We start from the raw sequence: 21,751 nt of genomic DNA on the forward strand, positions 1-21,751 counted from the left end.
TCACGTCGGTCATCCCCCTGCGACCGGAGCGACCGCGTCCCAGCGCGCCGTGCTCGACTCGGCGCCGATGAGGTGATCCGCAAGCGATCGGGATGACGGGTTGTCGAAGATCACCTCGGCGGGGACCGTGAGACCGGTGGTCTCGGCCAGCCGGGTACCCAGCTCTCGGATGGTCAGGGAGGAGAAGCCGAGGTCGAGGAACGCGACGTCCGGATCGACCTCGGCGACGTCGGCGTGCCCGAGCGCCTGGGCGACGGCGACCAGGACGGTCTCCAGCAGGAGGTCCGCGCGGTCGGCGTCGGACGCGCCGGCGAGCCGGCGGGCCGGCTCGGACTGCCCGGCCCCCGCCGGCTCGGTTGGCGCGCCGCGGGCCTCGACCGGCACCGTGCCGGCGGCGCCGGCGACGTCCGCCGGACCTGCTGGGGCGGCACCCGTCCCTGCCGCCGTCGCGGCGACGGCGCCGACCCCGTCCGTCAGGCGCGCCCCCGCCGGCAGCCGCGCTCCGGCCGCGTCGGTCCTCGCGCCGGTGGTCGACACCGCCGGGTCGTTGTCGAGCCAGTATCGCTGTCGCTGGAAGGCATAGCGCGGAAGGGCGACAGCGTCGGCCGGCCGGGGACGCCGGCCGAGCAGCAGGCTCCAGTCCACGGGCACGCCGTCGGCGTACAGGGCGCCGACCGTATCCACCAGACTCGTCGCCTCGTCCCGGTCCCGGCGGGCCGCCGCCACGACCAGCGCTCCGCCGCCAGGCCCCCGCCCGGCCGGTGCCGACCCCCGGCCGGCGGTCCCGGACGCGGCGGCCGGGCGCGCCGAGTCGAGGGTGTCCCGGACCAGCGGAGCGAGGATCGCGTCCGGCCCGATCTCCACGAAACGCCGCACGCCGGCCTCCCGGGCGGCGGTCACGCCGTCGGCGAACCGCACCGCCGCGCGGACCTGGCGCACCCAGTAGCCGGGCTCCAGGATCTCGGCGCCCGCCAGCGCCCCCGACACGTTCGACACCAACGGCACCGACGGCCGCCGGAGGTCGATGCCCCGGACGACCTCGGCGAGCTCGTCCAGGACGTCGTCCATGTGCGCCGAGTGGAACGCGTGACTCACCCGCAGCCGGCGGGTCATCCGACGGCGGGAGCGCCAGAACCTCTCGATCCGCCCGATCGCCTCCGCGTCCCCGGAGACCACCACCGACGTCGGCCCGTTCACCGCCGCGATAGCCACTCCGGCCCGGCCCACGAGCACCGCCGCCATCTCCGCCTCGGACACCCCGACCGCGAGCATCAGCCCGCCCGGCCGCGCCGCCTGCATCAGACGGCCGCGCGTCGCGACCAGGCGGCATCCGTCGGGCAGGTCGAAGACCCCCGCCACGTGCGCCGCCGCCAGCTCGCCCACCGAATGCCCCATGACCACGTCCGGCGCCACCCCGAGCTCCGCCAGCAACCGGGCCAACGCCACCTCGAACGCGAACAATGCCGGCTGCGTGTACGCCGTGGCGTCGATGTCGCCGGCCGTCCCCGCCATCACTTCGTTGACGGACGGGTCCACCGAACCCGAGAAGCCGTCCACCACCTCCGCGAGCGCCTCCCGGAACACCGGGAAGGTCTCCGCCAGGCGGACCCCCATCCCCGCCCGCTGCGCGCCCTGACCCGAGAAGACGAAACCCACGCCGCCCGACGGGCCCGCCACTCCGAGTGCCACGCCGGGCGGCGCCGATCCGGACGCCAACGCGTCCAGACCCGCCAGCAGCTCCTCCCGCGATCGCCCGATCGCCACCCCCCGCCGGTCGAACGACGACCGCGCGAGCAGCCCGAGCGCGACGTCCCGGTCAGGGATCGCCGCGCCCCCGGCCCGCAGGAATCCCGCCAGCTTCCCGGCCTGCCCGGCGAGCCCGGCCGCGGTCCGGCCAGACAGCACGAAGGGCACCGGGACCGACGCGGCGACCCCGGCGGTACCCGCCGCGTCCGCCGAGCGCACCCCGGTGGGAGCGGCCCGACCGGCCGCGACCGGCTCGGCCGGCGACGGTTCCGCCGGCGACGGTTCCGCTGGGAACGCCTCGGCCGGAGATCCCACGGCCGAGGTCGGCGCCACCGGCGACGGGTCGCGCGGCGGTGCCTCCGAGACGACGACGTGGGCGTTCGTGCCGCTCACACCGAACGAGGACACGCCCGCTCGGCGCGGCCGCTCGCCCCGGGGCCAGGGCCGGGCCTCGGTCACCAGCTCGACCGCCCCGGACTCCCACTCCACATGTGAGGACGGCGCGTCCACGTGCAGGGTCGCCGGCACGATTCCATGCCGCATCGCCAACACCATCTTGATGACCCCGGCCACCCCGGCCGCCGCCTGAGAATGACCGATGTTCGACTTCACCGAACCCAACAACAACGGCCCACCCACCGGCCGGTCCCGACCATAGGTCGCCAGCAACGCACCCGCCTCAATCGGATCCCCCAACGTCGTCCCCGTCCCGTGCCCCTCCACCACATCCACATCGACACCCGACAACCCGGCCGACACCAACGCCGCCCGGATCACCCGCTCCTGCGACGGACCATTCGGCGCCGTCAGACCATTCGACGCACCGTCCTGGTTCACCGCCGAACCCGACACCACCGCCAGCACCTCATGACCGTTACGCCGCGCATCCGACAGCCGCTCCAGCACCAGCAGACCCACACCCTCACCCCAGGCGACCCCGTCAGCCGCGTCGGCGAACGACTTGCACCGCCCATCCGGCGCCAGACCCCGCTGCCGAGAGAACTCCACGAAAGCACCCGGCGTCGACATCACCGTCACCCCACCCGCCAAAGCCAACGAACATTCTCCGGCCCGCAGCGACGACGCCGCCAGATGCATCGCCACCAACGACGACGAACACGCGGTATCCACCGTCACCGCCGGACCCTCGAAACCAAACGAATACGACACTCGACCCGACGCCACACTCCCCGCCGTGCCATTGCCCACATAACCTTCGAGCCCGGCCGGGACGGTCCGCACCCACGAGCCGTAGTCGTGGTACATCACCCCCACGAACACCCCGGTCGAAGAACCCCGCAACGACCGCGCGTCCACCCCGACGCTCTCCACCGCCTCCCACGCCGTCTCCAACAACAACCGCTGCTGCGGATCCATCGCCAACGCCTCACGCGGCGAGATACCAAAGAACCCCGCATCGAAATCCGCCACGTCCGAAAGGAAACCGGCCTCCCGCACATAGCTGTGGCCCGCCGCGTCCGGGTCGGGGTCGAAGAGGTCGGCGTCCCAGCCGCGGTCCGTCGGAAACGGCGAGATCCCGTCACCACCGGCCGAGACGAGATCCCACAGGTCGGCCGGCGACGCCACCCCACCCGGGAAACGGCACGCCATGCCCACGATCGCGATCGGCTCCCGGGCCGCGTCCTCCAGCGCGCGCAGCTGCTCCCGGGTGTCGCGCAGATCGGCGGTGACCCAGCGCAGGTACTCGACGAGCCTCGCCGTCTCGTCCGCCGCGCCGGGGCCGCCGGTCGTCTCAGCCATGGGGTTCGGCCTCCCGCGTGTGACCGGCCGACAGCGACGCCGCCCGGCCGAGCTGACTGTCGATGAAGTCGAAGATCTCTTCGGTGGACGCGGACTGGATGTCCGTCCGCCGGCCCGGCGCGGCGTCGGACCGGCTGGCGAGCGTCGACACCATCGCGCGCAACCGGGCCAGTACCCGGCCCTGGTCGGACGGGGCGAGGTCCGGCGCGCGCAGCGACCGCTCCAGGGCGTCGAGGCCGTCGAGCACCGAGACCGGCCGCGCCTGCCCCGGTTCCGGTCCCAGCCCGGCTCGGACGTGCTCGGCGAGGGCGGCCGGTGTCGGATGGTCGAACACGACGGTCGCCGGCAGCCGCAGCCCGCTCACCGCGGCCAGCGCGTTGCGCAGCTCGACCGCGCTGAGCGAGTCGATGCCGAGGTCGGTGAACTGGCGATCGGCGCCGACCTCGGCCGGATCGGGATAGCCGAGCACGGCCGCGACCTGCTCGCGTACCGCGTCGAGCACCGCCCGGCCGCGTCCGTCGCCGTCGAGCCCGGCCAGCCTGGCCGGGAGCTCGGGCCGGGCACCGGCGGCCTCCGGGGCCGGCGTCCCGCCGTGCGGCCGGCGGCGCGGCCGGGGCACGAGGCTCCGCAGCGCCGGCGGCAGCGCCGAGGCGGGCGCGGCCCGCAGGGCGGCCCGGTCCCACGCCGCCGGCACCAGCAGCGGCGGCGCCGCCGACGCCGGCACGTCCGTGGCCGGCACGTCCGTGGCCGGCACGTCACCGGCCGCGAGGCCGAGCGCGGCGTCGAACAGGGCGAGGGCGTGCGCGTCGGCCATCGGCAGCACGCCGCCGCGGCGCAGCCGGCGACGATCGACGGCGTCCAGCCCGCCGGTCATCGCGCTGACGGCCGACCACTGCCCCCAGGCGAGCGAGACGGCCGGCAGCCCGGCCGCGCGGCGGTCGGCGGCGAGGGCGTCGAGGACGTGGTTGGCCGCCGCGTAGGCCGCCTGCCCCGGCGGGCCCACCAGCCCGGCGAGCGAGGAGAACAGCACGAAGGCCGTGAGGTCCATCCCCTGCGTCAGCTCGTGCAGCGCCAGCGCCGCGTCGGCCTTGGGGCGCAGGACGGCCGCCAGCCGCTCGGGCGTCACCGCCGCGAGGGTGCCGTCCTCGGCCACGCCGGCGAGGTGGACGACGGCCACCAGCGGCCGCTCGGCCGGGACGTCGGCGAGCAGGCCGCGAAGAGCGGCCCGATCCGCGATGTCGGCGGCGACGAGGCGGGCCTGCGCGCCCGCGTCGGCGAGCGCTGCCAGCAGCTCGTCCGCGCCGGACGCGGCCGGCCCCGACCGGCTCACGAGCAGCAGCGACCGGACGCCGTGCGCCTCGACGAGGTGACGGGTCACCAGCGTGCCGACGCCGCCGGTCGCGCCGGTGACCAGCACGGTCCCGGCCGCGAGCGCGGACCGCCCGCCGCCGCCGTCCGCCGGCGTGGCCGGGGCGAGCTCGGCGACCGGCGCCAGCCGGGGCACCAGGACCGCTCGGCCGCGCAGCGCCAGCTCGGGCTCCCCGCCGGCGAGCGCCGATGCCAGCGTGGTCGGCCCGTCATCGAACGCCGGCCCGACACCGGGATCGGACTCGGGATCGAGATCCGCGTCGGGCACGAGGTCGGGATCCAGGTCGAGCAGGGCCACGCGGCCTGGGTGCTCGGACCGGGCCGCGCGGGCAAGGCCCCACACCGCGGCCGCGGCCAGGTCCATCCGGGGCGGCGCCGGACCGGCCGCCACCGCGCCGCTCGTCACGAGCACGAGCCGGGCCGTGGCCAGCCGGTCGTCGGCCAGGAAGCGCTGGAGGCCGGCGAGCGCGGCCGCGGCGGCCCGCCGGACCGTCCCGGCCGCGTCCGCGTCGCCGCCAGCCTCGCCGTCGAGGCCCGGCAGGACGAGGAAGACGTCCCAGGGGCCGGCGGCGGCGTCGACGGCGAGCGCGTCGAGATCCGGGAAGGGCCGTAGGCCGGCGCCCAGCGCCCGAGCGAGCGCGCGCACCCGCGGATCGCCCGGCGTGGCGCCGACCAGTGCCCGTCCCGCGGGCTCCACGGCAGGGACACCGGAGGGGACGCCCGCCGGCTCGTCGGGCGGCAGCCAGGCCACCGCGTGCAGCGCCCCGTCCGGGGCTCTCCCGCCGAGACGGTCGAGAGGGACCTCGCGCACGGTCAGCGCGTCCAGGGTGAGCACCGGAGTGCCGGTGTCGTCGGCGGCCAGCAGGCTCACGGTGGCCGGCCCGGCCTCCCGCAGCCGCACCCGCAGCCGCGTCGCGCCGGTCGCCGCCAGCGACACGCCGGACCAGGCGAAGGGCATCCGCACCCCGAGGCCCGGTTGATCACCGTCCGCACCCGACAGCGCGGCGAAGGCCATCGGATGCAGCGCGCTGTCGAACAGGGCGGGATGCAGGCCGAACGCGCCGGGAGCCGTCTCGGCCGGCAGCGCGACCTCGGCGAACAGGTCGTCGCCCGACCGCCAGGCCGCGCGCACGCCGCGGAACGCGGGCCCGTAGGAATAGCCGGCGTCGGCCAGCCGGTCGTAGAGGCCCTCGACGTCGATCGCCTCGGCGCCCGGCGGCGGCCAGGCAGCGAGCTCCGCCGCCCCCGCGGCGCCCGACCCGCCCGGGGCGTCGCTGGGGCTCGGCGCGGGCTCCGCGGCGAGGCGCCCGGAGGCGTGCCGAAGCCAGCGGCCGGCCGCGTCGTCCGGGCCGTCGTCGGCGCGGCTGTGCAGCTCCCAGCGCCAGCCGGCGCCGTCCGCGAGCGGTGACACCGTCATCCGCAGGTCCTGGCCGTCCCGCTCCGGGACGTGCAGCGGGGCCTCCAGCGTCAGCTCCTCGACCCGGATCCCCGCCGGCGGGCGCGCGCTCCCGCCGGCGGGGACGGCCGCCGCGGCCTGGTCGGCGACCCACCGGGCCGACCACAGCGCCAGCTCGACCATCGCCGCGCCCGGCAGGATCACCGCTCCGCCGACGGCATGGTCGAGCAGCCACGGCTGCGCCGCCACGGTCAGCCGGCCGGTGAAGACGCCCGCGCCCGGCTCGGGCAGGGTCGCCGCCGCGCCGAGCAGGGGGTGGCCGGCCTCGTCCAGACCGAGACCGGCGACGTCGACCGGGGACGGCGCGCCCTCCCCTAGCCAGTAGCGCCTCCGCTGGAACGGGTACGTCGGCAGGGCGGCCGCCGCGGCGACGACGGCGGACGCGTCGGCCCCGCCGGGCGCCGCCGGCCCGTCCGGGTGGTCCGCCCACCGGACGGCCCCGCCGTCGGCGTGGACGAGCGCCAGCGCGGTGGTCAGCGCCAGGTCCTCGGCCCAGTCGCGCCGCTGCGTGGCCACCGTGAGATGCCCGGGTCCGCCAGCGCCGCCGGCCGGGGTGAGGCAGTCGGCGACCATCGCGGTGAGCACCGCGTCCGGGCCGACCTCGACGAACCGGGTCGCGCCCGCCCGCCGCGCCGCCGCCACGCAGTCGGCGAACCGCACGGTCCCCCGGACATGGTCGGCCCAGTAGCCGGGCGAGCAGAGCTGCTCGGGCGCCGCCGCGTCGCCGGTGACGTTGGACATGACCGGAAGCCCGGGCGGCGCGAACGACAACGGCGTCAGCGCCGCCCGCAGCGGTTCGAGCACCTCGTCCATGTGCGCGGAGTGGAAGGCGTGGCTGACCCGCAGGTTCCGCGTCCGGCGGCCCTGTCGTTCCCAGTAGCGCGCCAGCTCCGCGGCCGGCTCGGCATCGCCGGACACGACGACCGCCGTCGGCCCGTTCACCGCGGCCAGGGACAGCCGGCCGTCATAGCCGGCGAGCAGCGGCTCGACCTCGGTCGCCGACGCGCTCACCGCGGTCATGACGCCGCCGGCGGGCGCGTCCTGCATCAGCCGGGCCCGGGCGACGACCAGCGCGCAGGCGTCGGCGAGCCCGAGCACGCCGGCCAGGTGCGCGGCGGCGATCTCGCCGACCGAATGGCCGAGCAGCAGGTCCGGCCGGACCCCGAGGGACTCCAGCAGCCGGGCCAGCGCGACCTCGAACGCGAACAGCGCCGGCTGGGCGAACAGCGTGCGGTCGAGCAGGCCGGCCTCGGCCGAGTCGTCGGCGAACATCAACGGCCGCAGCGGCCGGCCGAGGCCGTCCTCAAGCGGGGCGCAGACCTCGGCCAGCGCGCCGGCGAAGACCCCGAACCGGGCCGCCAGCCGCCGGCCCATGCCGGCCCGCTGGGCGCCCTGACCGGTGAACAGGAACGCCGTGGCCCCGGCGGGGGACACCTCGCCGCGCACGACGATCCCGTCGCCGGCGGCGCGCCCGGTGGTCACGATCCGCGCACCCGGCCCGCCGGAAGGGGCGGTCTCGGCGGCCAGGGTGTCCAGCCCGGCGAGCAGCGCCGGCCGGTCCCGGGCGACCACCACGGCCCGCGCGTCGAGGTGGGCGCGGCCGCCCGCGAGCGCCGCCGCCAGCGCCGACAGGTCGGGCGCGGGCGATGCCCGCAGCTGGCTGGCGAGCGCGGCGGCCTGCGCCCGCAGGGCCGCCGGCGAGCGCCCGGACGTGAGGAACGCCCGGTCCGGCGGGTCCGCCGCGCCCCGGTCGGCCGGACCCGCCCCGGCCGGCCGGGGCGCGGACGCCGCGGCGGCGGGTTCGACCGCCTCCTCCAGGACGAGGTGCGCGTTGGTCCCGCTGTGGCCGACTGTCGGGACGGCGCAGCGCCGGGGCGCGCCCGGCCGCCGGTCCCAGGGCAGCGGCTCGGTGAGCAGGGCGAGCCCGCTGCGGTCCCAGTCGAGGTGCGGGGTCGGCGCGTCGACGTGCAGCGTGCGGGGCAGCGCCCCCGCCCGCATCGCCATCACCATCTTGATGACGCCGGCCACCCCGGCGGCGGCCTGGGTGTGGCCGATGTTCGACTTGACGGAGCCGAGCCGCAGCGGCCGGCCGGGGGGCCGGTTGCGGCCGTAGACGTCGGCGAGCGCGCCCGCCTCGATCGGGTCACCCAAGGTCGTCGCGGTGCCGTGCGCCTCGACGGCATCGACGTCGGCCGGGGTGAGGCCGGCGTTGGCCAGGGCGGCCCGCAGGACGCGCCGCTGGGACGTCCCGCTCGGGGCGGTGAGGCCGTTGCTCGCGCCGTCGGAGTTCACCGCGCTGCCCCGCAGCACGGCCAGCACCGGGTGGCCGTGCCGGCGCGCGTCGGCGAGCCGCTCCAGCAGGACGACGCCGGCGCCCTCGGCGAGCGCGGTGCCGGCCGCGCCGGCGGCGAAGGCCCGGCAGCGGCCGTCACGGGCCAGGCCCCCCTGGCGGCTGAACTCGACGAAGATCTTCGGAGTGGCCAGCACGACGACTCCGCCGGCCAGTGCCAGCTCGCACTCGCCGCGCCGCAGCGACTGCGACGCGAGGTGGATGGCGACCAGGGACGACGAGCAGGCCGTGTCGACCGTGAGCGCCGGCCCTTCGAGACCGAGGACGTAGGCGACGCGGCCGGCGACGACACTGGCCGCGCTGCCGGTCATGAGGTAGCCCTCGACGCCGTCCGGCAGCGTGGCGACGGCGGACCCGTAGTCGGGGAACGAGGCGCCGGCGAACACGCCGACCGGCCGGCCGCGCAGCGACGTCGGGGCCAGGCCGGCCCGTTCCAGCAACTCCCACGAGCACTCGAGCAGCAGCCGCTGCTGCGGGTCCATGGCCAGCGCCTCGCGCGGGCTGATCCCGAACAGCTCCGGGTCGAAGGCGGCGACGTCGCGGACGAAGCCGCCCCGCGCCGTGGAGGACGTGCCGGGCCGGCCGAGTTCCGCGTCCAGGATCCGGTCGAGCGGCCAGCCGCGGTCGGCCGGGAAGTCCGAGATCGCGTCCTCGCCGTCCGACACGAGCCGCCACAGGTCGTCGGCCGACCGCACGCCGCCGGGGTAGCGGCAGGTCATCGCGACGATCGCCAGCGGCTCGGTGTCCCGCGCCTCGAGGTCGCGCACCCGCCGGCGGGCGTCCCGCAGGTCGCTCGTGGCCCGTTTCAGGTAGTCGAACAGCTGCTGCTCGCTGGCCATGGTCGCGGCTCCTTGTCCGTTCGGGTGCCGACGGGTCAGAGGTCGGACAGGTCGTCGTCGAGGAGGGCGAAGATCTCGTCGGGGCTGGCCGAGTCGAGGTCCAGCTCCGCTCTCGCGCGTGCGCCGCCGACTGCCGGCGGCTCGTCCGGCCGGCCGTTGCGCTCCCGGTCCCCGAGCCCGCGGACCAGGGCCCGCAGGCGGCCGGGCACCCCGATCCGGGCCAGGTCGCCGGCCGGGACCGCCGCGAGGCCGGCGGCGAGCGCCTCGACGTCGGCGAGCAGCGCGGCGGCCGGGTCCGCCTCGGCGACACCCGCCTCGGCCAGCAGGTGATCGGCCAGCGCCTGGGGCGTGGGGTGGTCGAACACGAGCGTCGAGGACAGCCGCAGGCCCGTGGCCGCGCCGAGCCGGTTGCGCAGCTCGACCGACGTCAGCGAGTCCAGGCCGAGCTCGGTGAACGTGCGCCCCACCTCGACCATGTCGGGCCGGGCGTGCCCGAGGACGGCGGCGACCCGTGCCCGGACCAGGTCGAGCACGTGCCGGGAACGCTGGGCGGCGGGCAGCGCGGCCAGCCGGCCGGCCAGGTCGTCGGGCCCGCCCGCGGCCGAGGCGCCACCGCCCGGGACCGCGCCGCCGGCGGCCGCAGCCGCCGAGACCCGGGCCGCGACGATCTCCGGGAGCTCGGAGAGGAGCGCCGCCTGCGGGCCTCGTACCCCGACGTCGCCGATGGCCGCCCAGTCCGCCGCGACGACGGCGACGCAGGTCTCGTCGTGGTCGAGGACATCCCCGAGCGCGGACAGCGCCAGCGCCGGGTCGATCACCGCCACCCCGCGGGCCCGCAGGCTCTCCTCGACCTCCGCGCTGGCGAGCCCGCCGCCGTCCCAGTGCCCCCAGGCGATGGACGTGGCGACCTGGCCCCGGGCGCGCCGGTAGCGGGCCAGCTCGTCCAGGTAGGCGTTGCCCGGGCCGTAGTTGCCCTGCCCGACCGTGCCGTAGGTGCCGGCGAACGACGAGAACAGCACGAACGCGTCCAGGTCCAGCCCGTCGGTCAGCTCGTGCAGGTTCCGCGCGCCGCCGGCCTTGACCCGCAGCGCCCGCTGCTGCGCGTCGACGGTCAGCGAGCGCAGGACGTGGTCGTCGAGCACCGCCGCCGTGTGCACCACCGTCGTGAGCGGGACGTCCGCCGGGACGCTGGCCAGCAGCTCGGCGACCGCCGCCCGGTCGCCTACGTCGCACGCGCTGATCGTCACCTTCGCGCCGGCCCGGACCAGGTCGGTCCGCAGGTCCTCGGCGCCGGGGGCCTGCTCCCCGCGCCGGCTGACCAGCAGCAGGTGCTCGGCGTCCCGTTCGGCCAACCAGCGGGCCACGCGGCCGCCGAGCACCCCGGTGCCGCCGGTGATCAGCGCCGTGCCGCCCGGCCGCCAGGTCCGCGCCGGGCCGCCCGCGGGCAGCGGCGTCCGCCGCAGCCGCCGGCCCAGCAGCGCGCCGGCCCGCACGGCCAGCTCCGTCTCGCCGGCCGGTCCGGTCAGCGCGGCAAGGAACGGCCCCCGCGCCCAGTCGGCCAGCGTGCCGGGCAGGTCGACGAGCCCGCCCCAACAGGCGCACTCCAGCGCGGCGACCCGGCCGACGGCCCAGAGCATGGCGGGCTCGGGGTGCTCGGCGATCGTGCCCGCCGCCGACACCCCGTTCTGGGTGACGGACCAGATCGGCGCGGCGCAGCCAACCGTCTCCAGCGCCTGCAGGAGGCCGACGGTCGCCGTGACGCCCCATGGGACGTCGGGCCGGCCGGTGGCCGCCCCGGCCGCGGACCCGAGCAGGCTGAGGACGCCGCCGAGCGGCGCGCCGTCGGCCGCGGCGAGTGCCTCCCGCATCGCGTCGACCGGCCCGGCCCCGGCGACCGCGTCCGGCCCGACCGGGACGAGGCGGACGGGCACGCCGGCCTCGGTCAGGGCCTCGACGCACCAGTCGGCCAGCGGCTGCCCGCCGTCGGCGCCGGACGGGACGGCGACCAGCCAGGTCCCGGTCGGCCGGCGGGCGCGGTCGACGGGCACCGGGCGCCAGGTCACGGTGTAGCGCAGCGCGTCGAGCGTGCCGCGGCGGGTCAGCTCGCGGTGCCAGCCGGCGAGCGCGCCGACCAGCTCCGGCAGCGGGCGGGGGCGACCGGCGTCGTCGAGGCCGAGGTTGCGGGCGAGGGCGTGATGGTCGGCCGCGTCGACCGCCGCCCAGAAGGCCGCCTCGGCCGGCCCGGCGACGCCGCCGGCCGGGTGCCCGCCGGCCGTCGGGCCGCTGTTCGCCTCGTCGGGCAGCCAGTACCGGCGCCGGTCGAACGCGTACGGCGGCGGGCTCGTCGGCTCCGGCCGCCAGGGGCGGAACGCCGCCGGCCAGTCGACGGCCGCACCGGCGACGAACGCCTCGGCCAGCGCGGTGAGGAACCGGTCCAGGCCGCCCTCGCCGCGGCGCAGCGTCCCGACCACGCCGACCGGGGCCGGGGCCGGGCCGTCCGCCAGCGTGTCCTCGATCGCGGCCGTGAGCACCGGGTGCGGGCTGATCTCGACGAGCACCCGGTGCCCGCCCGCCACCAGGTGCCGGGTCGCCTCCGCGAAGCGGACCGGCTCGCGCAGGTTGCGCGCCCAGTAGGCGGCGTCCAGCGCGGCGCCGTCGACGACCTCGCCGGTCACGGTGGAGAGCAGCGGCACCTCGCCAGTGCGCGGGACCAAAGGGGCCAGCGCGGCGATCAGCTCATCCAGGAGCACGTCGACGTACGGCGAGTGCGAGGCGTAGGACGTCGGGAGCCGCCGGGCACGGTGGCCGGCGGCCTCGGCCGCCGCCAGCAGGCCCTCCGCCGCGTCGACGTCGCCCGAGACGAGGAAGGACCGTGGGCTGTTCATCACGCTGACGAACAGCCGGCCGGGCCACGGCGCGGCCAGCGCGGCGACCTCGTCCGCCGACGCGGCCACCGACACCATCATTCCGCTGCCGACGAGGGAGGTCGCGATCCGGCTGCGCGCCGCGATGGCGCGGGCGGCGTCGTCCAGGCTCAGCGCCCCGCCGACGGCGGCCGCGGTGATCTCGCCCTGGCTGTGGCCGACGAGCGTGGCGGCCCGGACGCCGTGAGCGCGCCAGAGCGCTGCCAGCCCGACCAGGACGGCGAACAGCGCCGGCTGGACGACGTCGACCCGGTCCAGCGACGGCGCGCCCGGTCGGCCGCGCAGCACGTCCTCGAGGTCCCAGTCGACGTGCGGCGCGAGCGCGGCGCGGCAGGCCTCGATGCGCTCGGCGAAGACCGGCGAGGCGTCCAGCAGCTCGCGGGCCATCTCGTCCCACTGCGACCCCTGCCCGGGGAACACGAAGGCCACCGGGACGGCGCCGCGGGCCTGGCCGCGCCGAAGCCGGGGGTGCTCGTCGCCCGCGAGCAGCGCGTCGACCGCCTCGGACAGCTCGTCGGCCGTCGCGGCCATGATCACGGCGCGGTGCTCGAAGGAGGCCCGGGTCCTGGCGAGCGCGTGCGCGAGGTCGAGCGGGCGACGGCCCGGCCCGAGCGCCCGGGCGGCGGCGCGGATCTGGTCGGCCTGCGTCGCGAGGGCGGCCGCGGTGGGCGCGGTGACGACCCACGGCACGACCGGCGCCGCGCCCGCCGGCGGCACGGACGCCTCAGCCCGCCCGGCTGGCTCGGCGGCCGGCTGGCTCGCCTCGGCCAGGTCGTCCCGCCCGCCCGGCTCGGTCAGGCCGCCCGGCTCGGTCAGGCCGCCCGGCTCGGTCAGGCCGCCCGGCTCGGTCAGGCCGCCCGGCTCGGCCGGCTCGCCGGCGCGGGCGGCCGCCGGCGCCTCCTCCAGGACGAGGTGGGCGTTGGTGCCGCTGATCCCGAACGAGGAGACGCCGGCCCGGCGGGGCCGGTCACGCCGTTCCCACCGCCGGGCCTCGGTGAGCAGGCGGACCGCGCCCGCGTCCCACTTCACCAGCCGGCTGGGGGTGTCGACGTGCAGCGTCGGCGGCAGCGTGCCGTGCCGCATCGCCTGCACCATCTTGATGACACCGCCGACGCCGGCCGCCGCCTGCGTGTGGCCGACGTTCGACTTCAGCGAGCCCAGCCACAGCGGCGCCCCGTCGTCCCGCTCACGGCCGTAGGTCGCCAGCAGGGCTCCGGCCTCGATGGGGTCGCCGAGCCGGGTGCCGGTGCCGTGCGCCTCGACCGCGTCGATCTGGTCGGCGGTCAGCCGCGCGGCGGCCAGCGCGGCCCGGATGACCCGCTCCTGGGACGGGCCGTTGGGCGCGGTCAGCCCGTTGCTGGCGCCGTCGGAGTTGATCGCGCTGCCCCGGAGGACGGCGAGGACCGGGTGGCCGGCCCGTTGTGCCGTCGACAGCCGCTCCAGCAGCAGGAGGCCGGCGCCCTCGGCGAAGTTGGTGCCGTCGGCCGCGTCGGCGAAGGCCTTGCACCGCCCGTCCGGGGCGAGCCCGCGCTGGCGGCTGAACTCGACGAGGGCCCGCGGGGTCGAGAGGATTGTCGCTCCGCCGGCGAGCGCGGCCGAGCACTCGCCCCGGCGCAGCGACTCGACGGCCAGGTGGATCGCCACCAGCGAGGACGAGCAGGCGGTGTCGACGCTGAGCGCCGGCCCCTCCAGCCCGAGCAGGTACGCCAGCCGGCCGGAGGCCACCGACGTGGTGTTGCCGGTGAGGACGTAGCCCTCCACCTGGCCAACGGGAGCGTGCCGGCAGGGGACGTAGTCCTGCGAGATCACTCCGGTGAACACCCCGACCCGCTCGCCCCGCAGGCTGGCGACCTCGATGGCGGCCGACTCGACCGTCTCCCAGGCGACCTCCAGCAGCAGCCGCTGCTGCGGGTCCATCGCCAGCGCTTCCCGCGGCGGGATGCCGAAGAACTCCGCGTCGAAACCGGTGGCGGGGACGAAGCCGCCCCGCCGGACGTAGCTGGTACCTGTCCGGTCCGGGTCCGGGTGGAACAGCTCGTCGAGGTCCCAGCCGCGGTCGACGGGCAGCTCGCCGACCCCGTCCCGCCCGGCGGAGACCAGGTCCCACAGCTCGTCGGGCGAGCCGACGCCGCCCGGGTAGCGGCAGCCCATGCCGACGATCGCGATCGGCTCCTCGGAGTCCTCGGTCAGCTCGCGCAGGCGCCGCCGGGCCTGGCGCAGGTCGGTGGTCGCGCGGCGCAGGTAGTCGCGCAGCCGGTCCTCCTGGGCTGTGTCCTGCTCCATGACGGTGTCAGCTCCCGCGTTCTGGACCCGCGTACGCGACCCGCCCGCGGCGCCGGGGGACGAGGCCCGGACGGCGCGCGTCGGCGTCGGTCACTTCGGGTCGAGCAGTGGATGGGTGGTCGGGGGGCAGCGATGGTCGCAGGGCGGCGGTGAGACGGCCGGCCGGCGGCCGTCAGCCGGGCTCAGCCGATGCCGAGCTCGGTGTCGAGGGCCTCGAACAGTTCGTCGTCGGTCGCGGTGAGCAGGTCGCCGTCGGTCCGGGCGTCCGGCACGCCGCCGAGCCCCGCCGCGCCGTGCGCGCCGTCCGCGGCGGCGCCGCGCGCCGAGCCCGAGCCTCGCGCCAGGTCGTCCCACTTCCAGAGCAGGCCGCGCAGCCGATCGGTGATCCGGTCGCGGCCGTCCGGGTCGGTGACCGCCGCCCGCAGCGCCGCCTCCAGCCGGTCGATCTCCGCCAGGACCGTCGGCCGCGCGGCCTGCGCGGGCGCGAGCACGGTGTCGAGGTGCCGCCCGAGCGCCGCCGGCGTCGGATGGTCGAACACCAGGCTGCCGGGCAGGCTCAGCCCGGTCGCCGTCTCGATCCGGTTGCGCAGCTCCAGGGCGGTCAGCGAGTCGAAGCCGAGGTCCCGGAACGCCCGGTCGGCCGCCAGGTCCGCCGCGCCGCCGTGGCCGAGGACGACGGCGGCCTCGGCCACGACCAGGTCGAGCAGGATCGCCGGCCGCTCGGCCATGTTCGCGGCGGCCAGCCGGGCCGCCAAGGCGGCGCCGGCGCGGCCCGGGCCGGTGGGCGACCGGCGGGCGACCGGCCGGCGGGAACGCGCCTGGCCTCCGGCAAGCTCGCGCAGGATCGCCGGCGGGCGCGACCCGAGCGTGGACCGGTCGAGCGCGGCCGCGACGAGCAGCGGGTCGTCCGCGTCGAGCGCCGCGTCGAACAGGCGCAGCGCCTCGGCGGCAGTCAGGCCGGCGGACGTCCGGCCGATGCGGGCCCGGTCGGCGGCGCCCAGGCCGGCGGTCATCGCGCTGGTCTCGGCCCACAGCCCGTAGGCGATCGACAGGCCGGGCAGGCCGAGCGCCCTGCGGTGGGCGGCGAGCGCGTCCAGGAAGGTGTTGGCCGCCGCGTAGTTCGCCTGACCCGGCGCGCCGGTCACGCCGGCCGCGGAGGAGAACAGGACGAACGCCGACAGGGACGCCGACCGGGTCGCCTGGTGCAGCGCCCACGCCGCGTCGACCTTGGCCCGCAGCACCGGGCGCAGCCGCTGGGGGCCCAGGGCGGTGACCAGGCCGTCGTCGAGGACGCCCGCGACGTGGATGACGGCCCGCAGCGGCCGTTCGGCGGGGATCGCGGCCAGCGCCGCGGCTAGCGCGGCCCGGTCGGCGACGTCGACGGCGACCACCGTCGTCTGGGCGCCGAGCGCCGCCAGTTCGGCGACCAGCTCGCCGGCGCCCGGCGCCGCCGGCCCGCTGCGGCTGGCGAGCAGCAGATGGCGCGCGCCGCGTGCGGTGACGAGGTGGCGTGCGACGAGGCGGCCGAGCGTGCCGGTCCCCCCGGTCACCAGGATCGTGCCGGGCTCGTCGACGGTCTCCGGCAGCGTGAGCACCACCTTGCCGACGTGCCGGGCCTGGCTGAGGTGCCGGAAGGCGTCGCCCGCCCGGCGGACGTCCCAGGTGGTGACCGGCAGCGGAGGCAGGACGCCCCGGGCAAACAGGTCCACCAGCTCGGCCAGCATCTCGGCGATCCGGTCCTCGCCCGCCTCCATCAGGTCGAACGCGCGGTACGCGACGCCGGGGTGGGCCGCGGCGACCGTGGCCGGGTCGCGGATGTCGGTCTTGCCCATCTCCAGAAACCGCCCGCCGCGGGGCAGCAGGCGCAGGGACGCGTCGACGAACTCCCGCGCCAGCGAGTCGAGGACGACGTCGACGCCCTCGCCCCCTGTCGCGGCGAGGAACGTCTCGGCGAAGCCGACGTCGCGGGAGGACGCGATCCGGTCGTCGGCCAGGCCCAGCGCGCGCAGGGTCGGCCACTTCGGCCGGCTGGCGGTGCCGAAGGCGTCGACCCCCCAGTGCCGCGCCAGCGCCACCGCCGCCATCCCGACCCCGCCGGTCGCCGCGTGCACCAGCAGGCGCTCGCCGGCCCGCAGGTCGGCCAGGTCGCGCAGCCCGTACCAGGCGGTCAGGTAGACGGTCGGCACGGCGGCGGCCTGGGCGAAGGACCAGCCCGCCGGCATCGGGACGATCAGGCGGCGGTCGGTGACGGCGACCGGGCCGATCCCGGCCGGGAACATGCCCATCACCCGCTGCCCGGGGTGGATGCCGATGACGCCCGGACCGACCTCCTCGACGGTGCCGGCCCCCTCACCGCCGATCGGCGCGTCTCCCGGGTACATGCCCAGGGCGATCAGCACGTCGCGGAAGTTCAGGCCGGCCGCGCGCATCCGGACCCGGACCATACCGGCGGCCAGCGGCTCGGCGACCTCCGGGCAGGGCCGCAGGACCAGGTTCTCCAGGGTCCCGCGGCCGGTGGAGTCGAGCCGCCACGGCCCGGCCGGAGGCGGCACGAGCCGGCCGGCGCCGGCGGCCGGCACCGGCGCCAGCCGGGGCACCCGGCGCGCGCCGGCCCGGATCGTGACCCGCGGGTCGTCCCCGGCCAGCAGCGCGGGCAGCTGCCCGGCCAGGCCTGCCGGGTCGTCGGTGTCGACCAGCAGGAAACGGCCGGGGTTCTCGGACTGGGCGGAGGCGACCAGGCCCCAGACCACCGCCCCGGCCAGGTCTCCGACCGGGTCGTGCTCGGCCGCGGCGACCGCACCGGAGGTGACGACCACCAGCGGGGCGCGCCCGGCCGGCCTGACCAGCCAGCCCTGGATGGCCGCCAGCACCCCCTCGGCCCGGGCCGCCGCGGCGACGTCGACGGCCTGGCCGACGGGTCCTTCGGCCGGGTCCGCCGGTCCGGACGGCTCGGGCGGGGCCGAAGCGTCGCCCGCGCCGGTCCGGGGCCGGGCGTCGAGGATGACCAGCTCCGCAGGGTCTCCGGCCGGCAGGTCGCGAAGCTCGTCCGCGTCCCGCAGCACGACGGCGCCGGCGGGCACAGCCAGACCGGACCGGAGCGTGGTGGGCTCGCCCGGGGCGGAGGTGACGTCCGGGCCGGTAGCGGCGTCTTGGTCGGTGACGGCGTCTTGGTCGGACGTTCGCCAGGCGACGCGGAACAGGCCCTCGTCGTCGGCGGGCGCCAGCACGTCCGCGGACAGCTCCCGGACCTCGAGCGCGTCGACGACCGCGACCGGCACGCCGGCGGCGTCGTACAGGCGCAGGGCCGCGGTGTTCCCGTCCCGCCAGGAGATCCGGGCGCGCAGGGCGGTCGCGCCGGCGGCCAGGAGGGTGACGCCCGACCAGCGGAACGGCAGCTTGACCGGAGCGCCCGGGGCAGGCTCGCCGACGGCCAGGCCGAGGACGTGCAGGGTGGCGTCGAGGAGGGTGGGGTGCAGGGTGAAGCCGGTGGCGCCGCCCGTCTCGGGGGCCCGGTCGGGGTGCAGCTCGACGGTGGCGTACAGGTCGTCGGCCGTGCCTGCTCCCGCGTCCGCGGAGTTCGGGAGGCGCCAGGCGTGGGTGAGCCGGGCGAACGCCGGGCCGTAGTCCAGGCCCAGGCGGCTCAGGTGCGGGTAAAGGCCGTCGGTGTCGAGCGGGGTCGCGCCGGCCGGTGGCCAGGCGCCGGCCAGCGGCTCGACGTCCGGGGGCTCCTCGGCGCCGACCGTGCCGATCGCGTGCCGGGTCCAGCCCTCGGCCGGGCGCGGATCGCCGCCGGCCGGCCGGGAGTGGATGCTCACCGACCGGACGTCGTTCCCCGAACCGTCCTCGTCGTCCTGGCCGGAGATGTCGCCGGCGGGGCCGACGCGGATCTGGACCAGCACAGACCCGACCTCCGGCACCACGAGCGGGCTCTCCAGGACCAGCTCCCGCATGTGCCCGGCGCCGACCTGGTCACCGGCGTACACGGCCAGCTCGACCAGAGCCGCCCCGGGCACCAGCACCCGGCCCTGCACCTGATGGTCACCAAGCCACGGATGGCTGCCCAGACCGATCCGGCCGGTCAGCAACACCTCGCCACCATCCGCCACCGGAACGACCGCATCGAGCAACGGATGCTCCGCCTCGACCAGACTCGACCCGGCCACACCCGACCCACCCACGTCGCCATCGAGCCAGAACCGCTCCCGGGCGAAGGCATAGGTCGGCAGTGCCACCCGCTCCGCCGAGGCCGGGCCGGCGAGACGCCTCCAGTCCACCTCCACGCCGTCGCTGAACAGATCACCCAGCGCCCGCAGCACCGCCACGGCCTCGTCGCGGCCACGCCGGCAGGCCGCGACGGCGACCGTGGGCGCGGGCGTCGCCGTGGCCGCGCTGGCCGCAGGACCCGCCGCGGAACCGCCCAGCGCCTCGCGAACCATCGGGGTCAGGGCGGCGTCCGGACCGATCTCCAGGAAGCGCCGCGCGCCGGCCTCTCGCGCGGCGTCGACCCCGTCCGCGAACCGCACCGCGGACCGGACCTGGCGCACCCAGTAGTCCGGTTCGAGGATCTCCGCGCCCGCCAGCGTGCCCGTCACGTTCGACACCAACGGCACCGACGGCGGCCGCAAGTCGATCTCTCGGACGACCTCGGCGAACTCGCCCAGAACATCGTCCATGTGCGCCGAGTGAAAGGCGTGGCTCACTCGCAGCCGGCGCACCGGCCGACCCGCCGACCGCCACTCCTTCTCGATCTCCTCGACGACGTCCGCGTCCCCCGAGACGACGACCGAGGACGGCCCGTTCACCGCCGCCAGGTCCACACCGGTCCGGTCCCCCAACACCGTCGCCATCTCCGCCTCCGACGCCCCGACCGCGAGCATCAGCCCACCCGGCCGGGCCGCCTGCATCAGCCGCCCCCGCGCCGCCACCAGCCGACATCCCTCGGCCAGACCGAAAACACCCGCCACCTGCGCCGCCGCCAGCTCCCCCACCGAATGGCCCATGACCACGTCCGGCACCACCCCGAACTCCGCCAACAACCGCGCCAACGCGACCTCGAACGCGAACAAGGCCGGCTGGGTATACGCGGTGGCGTCGATGTCGCCGGCCGTCCCGGCCAGCACCTCGCTGACAGGCGCTCCCATCCACCCAGAAAGACCGTCCGCCACCTCCGCCAGCGCCTCCCGAAACACCGGGAAACACTCCGCCAGGCGGACCCCCATCCCCGCCCGCTGCGCACCCTGGCCCGAGAACACGAAACCCACGCCACCCGGCGTACCGGCCACGCCCGGAACCACCGAGCCGGCGGCGAAGGTGTCCAGACCCGACAGCAGCTCGTCGCGGGACACACCGACCGCCACCAGTCGGTGGTCGAAGGACGACCGAGCCAGCAACGCCGCCGCGACATCACGGTCCGGGAGCGCCGCGCCGCCATTCCGCAGGAACTCCGCGCATCTGCCGGCCTGACCGGCGAGAGCGGCCGCCGAACGAGCAGACAGCACCAAGGGCACCGGGACGCCGGCCGCTGCGCTGGTCACCTCCGCCCCCTCCGCCAAGCGGGCGTCGGTAGGCGGCTGCTCGGCCGCGGCAGGCTCGACCGGCGGCGGCTCGGAAACGATGACGTGGGCGTTCGTGCCGCTGACCCCGAACGACGACACGCCCGCCCGCCGAGGCCGCCCCGCGTTCTCCGGCCAGGAACGGGCCGCCGTCACCAGCTCGACCGCGCCCGACTCCCACTCCACGTGCGACGACGGCGCGTCCACGTGCAACGACCGCGGGACGATCCCGTGCCGCATCGCCAACACCATCTTGATAACCCCGGCCACCCCGGCCGCCGCCTGAGAATGACCGATGTTCGACTTCACCGAACCCAACAACAACGGCCCACCCACCGGCCGGTCCCGACCATAGGTCGCCAGCAACGCACCCGCCTCAATCGGATCCCCCAACGTCGTCCCCGTCCCGTGCCCCTCCACCACATCCACATCGACACCCGACAACCCGGCCGACACCAACGCCGCCCGGATCACCCGCTCCTGCGAAGGACCATTCGGCGCTGACAGCCGGCTGCTGGCCCCGTCCTGGTTCACCGCCGAGCCGGCGACGACGGCCAACACGTCGTGGCCGTTCCGCCGGGCATCCGACAGTCGCTCCAGCACCAGCAGCCCGCAGCCCTCGCCCCACGCCACGCCGTCGGCCGCATCCGCGAAGGGCTTGCATCGCCCATCCGGCGCCAGACCCCGCTGCCGAGAGAACTCCACGAAAGCACCCGGCGTCGACATCACCGTGACGCCGCCGGCGACCGCGAGCGAACATTCTCCGGCCCGCAGCGAACCCGCCGCCAGATGCAACGCCACCAGCGACGACGAACACGCCGTGTCCACCGTCACCGCCGGACCCTCGAAACCAAACGTATACGACACCCGACCCGACGCCACACTGCCGGCACTGCCGCCGCCGAGATAGCCCTCGATCTCCTCGGGCGGCCGGCGGACCCGTTCGGCGTAGTCGTGGTACATCACGCCGGCGAAGACGCCGGTGGCGCTGCCGCGCAGCGACTGGGGGTCCAGGTCGGCGTTCTCGAAAGCCTCCCACGCGGTCTCCAGCAGCAGCCGTTGCTGCGGGTCCATCGCCAGCGCCTCACGCGGCGAGATGCCGAAGAACTCCGCGTCGAAGTCGGCCGCGTGGTGGAGGAAGCCGCCTTCCCGGGTGTAGGTCTTTCCGCTGGCGCCCGGGTCCGGGTCGTAGATCTCCTCGACCGGCCAGCCGCGGTCGGTCGGAAATTCCGTGACGGCGTCGGTCTCGGCCATCACCAGGTCCCACAGGTCGCCGGGTGACCCGACCCCGCCCGGATACCGGCAGGCCATCCCGATGATGGCGACCGGTTCGCGGGACGCGTATTCCAGGTCGCGAACGCGGGCGCGAGCCTGGGCCAGGTCCCGGGTCGCGCGCTTTAGATAGTCCCGGAGCTTGTCCTCGTTCACCATCTGATATCCGCTTCCTAGCGTCCCTCGATACGGGCGCCGGT

At 76.9% G+C, this 21,751-nt stretch carries 4 protein-coding genes; all 4 read right to left on the reverse strand.

Annotated elements, in window-relative coordinates:
* Nucleotides 1-9: 9 nt before the first annotated feature.
* The 4 genes from QOZ89_RS10290 to QOZ89_RS10305 all read right to left on the reverse strand — a co-directional run bounded on the left by QOZ89_RS10290 (nt 10) and on the right by QOZ89_RS10305 (nt 21,710).
* Nucleotides 10-3,507, reverse strand: coding sequence for a type I polyketide synthase (locus tag QOZ89_RS10290; RefSeq protein ID WP_312623624.1), 3,498 nt, complete (start codon nt 3,505-3,507; stop codon nt 10-12).
* Complete coding sequence (locus QOZ89_RS10295; protein WP_312623625.1) at nt 3,500-9,520, reverse strand: type I polyketide synthase; 6,021 nt, start codon at nt 9,518-9,520, stop codon at nt 3,500-3,502. The genes QOZ89_RS10290 and QOZ89_RS10295 overlap by 8 nt, the downstream gene beginning before the upstream one ends.
* Before the next feature lie 35 nt (nt 9,521-9,555).
* Nucleotides 9,556-14,727 carry a type I polyketide synthase gene (locus tag QOZ89_RS10300; RefSeq protein ID WP_312623626.1) on the reverse strand — a complete coding sequence of 1,724 codons (5,172 nt, stop codon included), beginning with the start codon at nt 14,725-14,727 and terminating at the stop codon, nt 9,556-9,558.
* Nucleotides 14,728-14,909: 182 nt separating this feature from the next.
* Nucleotides 14,910-21,710, reverse strand: coding sequence for a type I polyketide synthase (locus QOZ89_RS10305; protein WP_312623627.1), 6,801 nt, complete (start codon nt 21,708-21,710; stop codon nt 14,910-14,912).
* Between the last annotated feature and the right edge of the window lie 41 nt (nt 21,711-21,751).

This window comes from Pseudofrankia coriaricola, assembly GCF_032027725.1.
Taxonomy (GTDB): Bacteria; Actinomycetota; Actinomycetes; order Frankiales; family Frankiaceae; genus Pseudofrankia.

Excerpts from the sequence above, each read along its gene's own strand:
- QOZ89_RS10305 (WP_312623627.1), bottom strand. The coding sequence starts at position 21,710 with ATGGTGAACGAGGACAAGCTCCGGGACTATCTAAAGCGCGCGACCCGG.
- QOZ89_RS10290 (WP_312623624.1), bottom strand. The coding sequence starts at position 3,507 with ATGGCTGAGACGACCGGCGGCCCCGGCGCGGCGGACGAGACGGCGAGG.
- QOZ89_RS10295 (WP_312623625.1), bottom strand. The coding sequence starts at position 9,520 with ATGGCCAGCGAGCAGCAGCTGTTCGACTACCTGAAACGGGCCACGAGC.
- QOZ89_RS10300 (WP_312623626.1), bottom strand. The coding sequence starts at position 14,727 with ATGGAGCAGGACACAGCCCAGGAGGACCGGCTGCGCGACTACCTGCGC.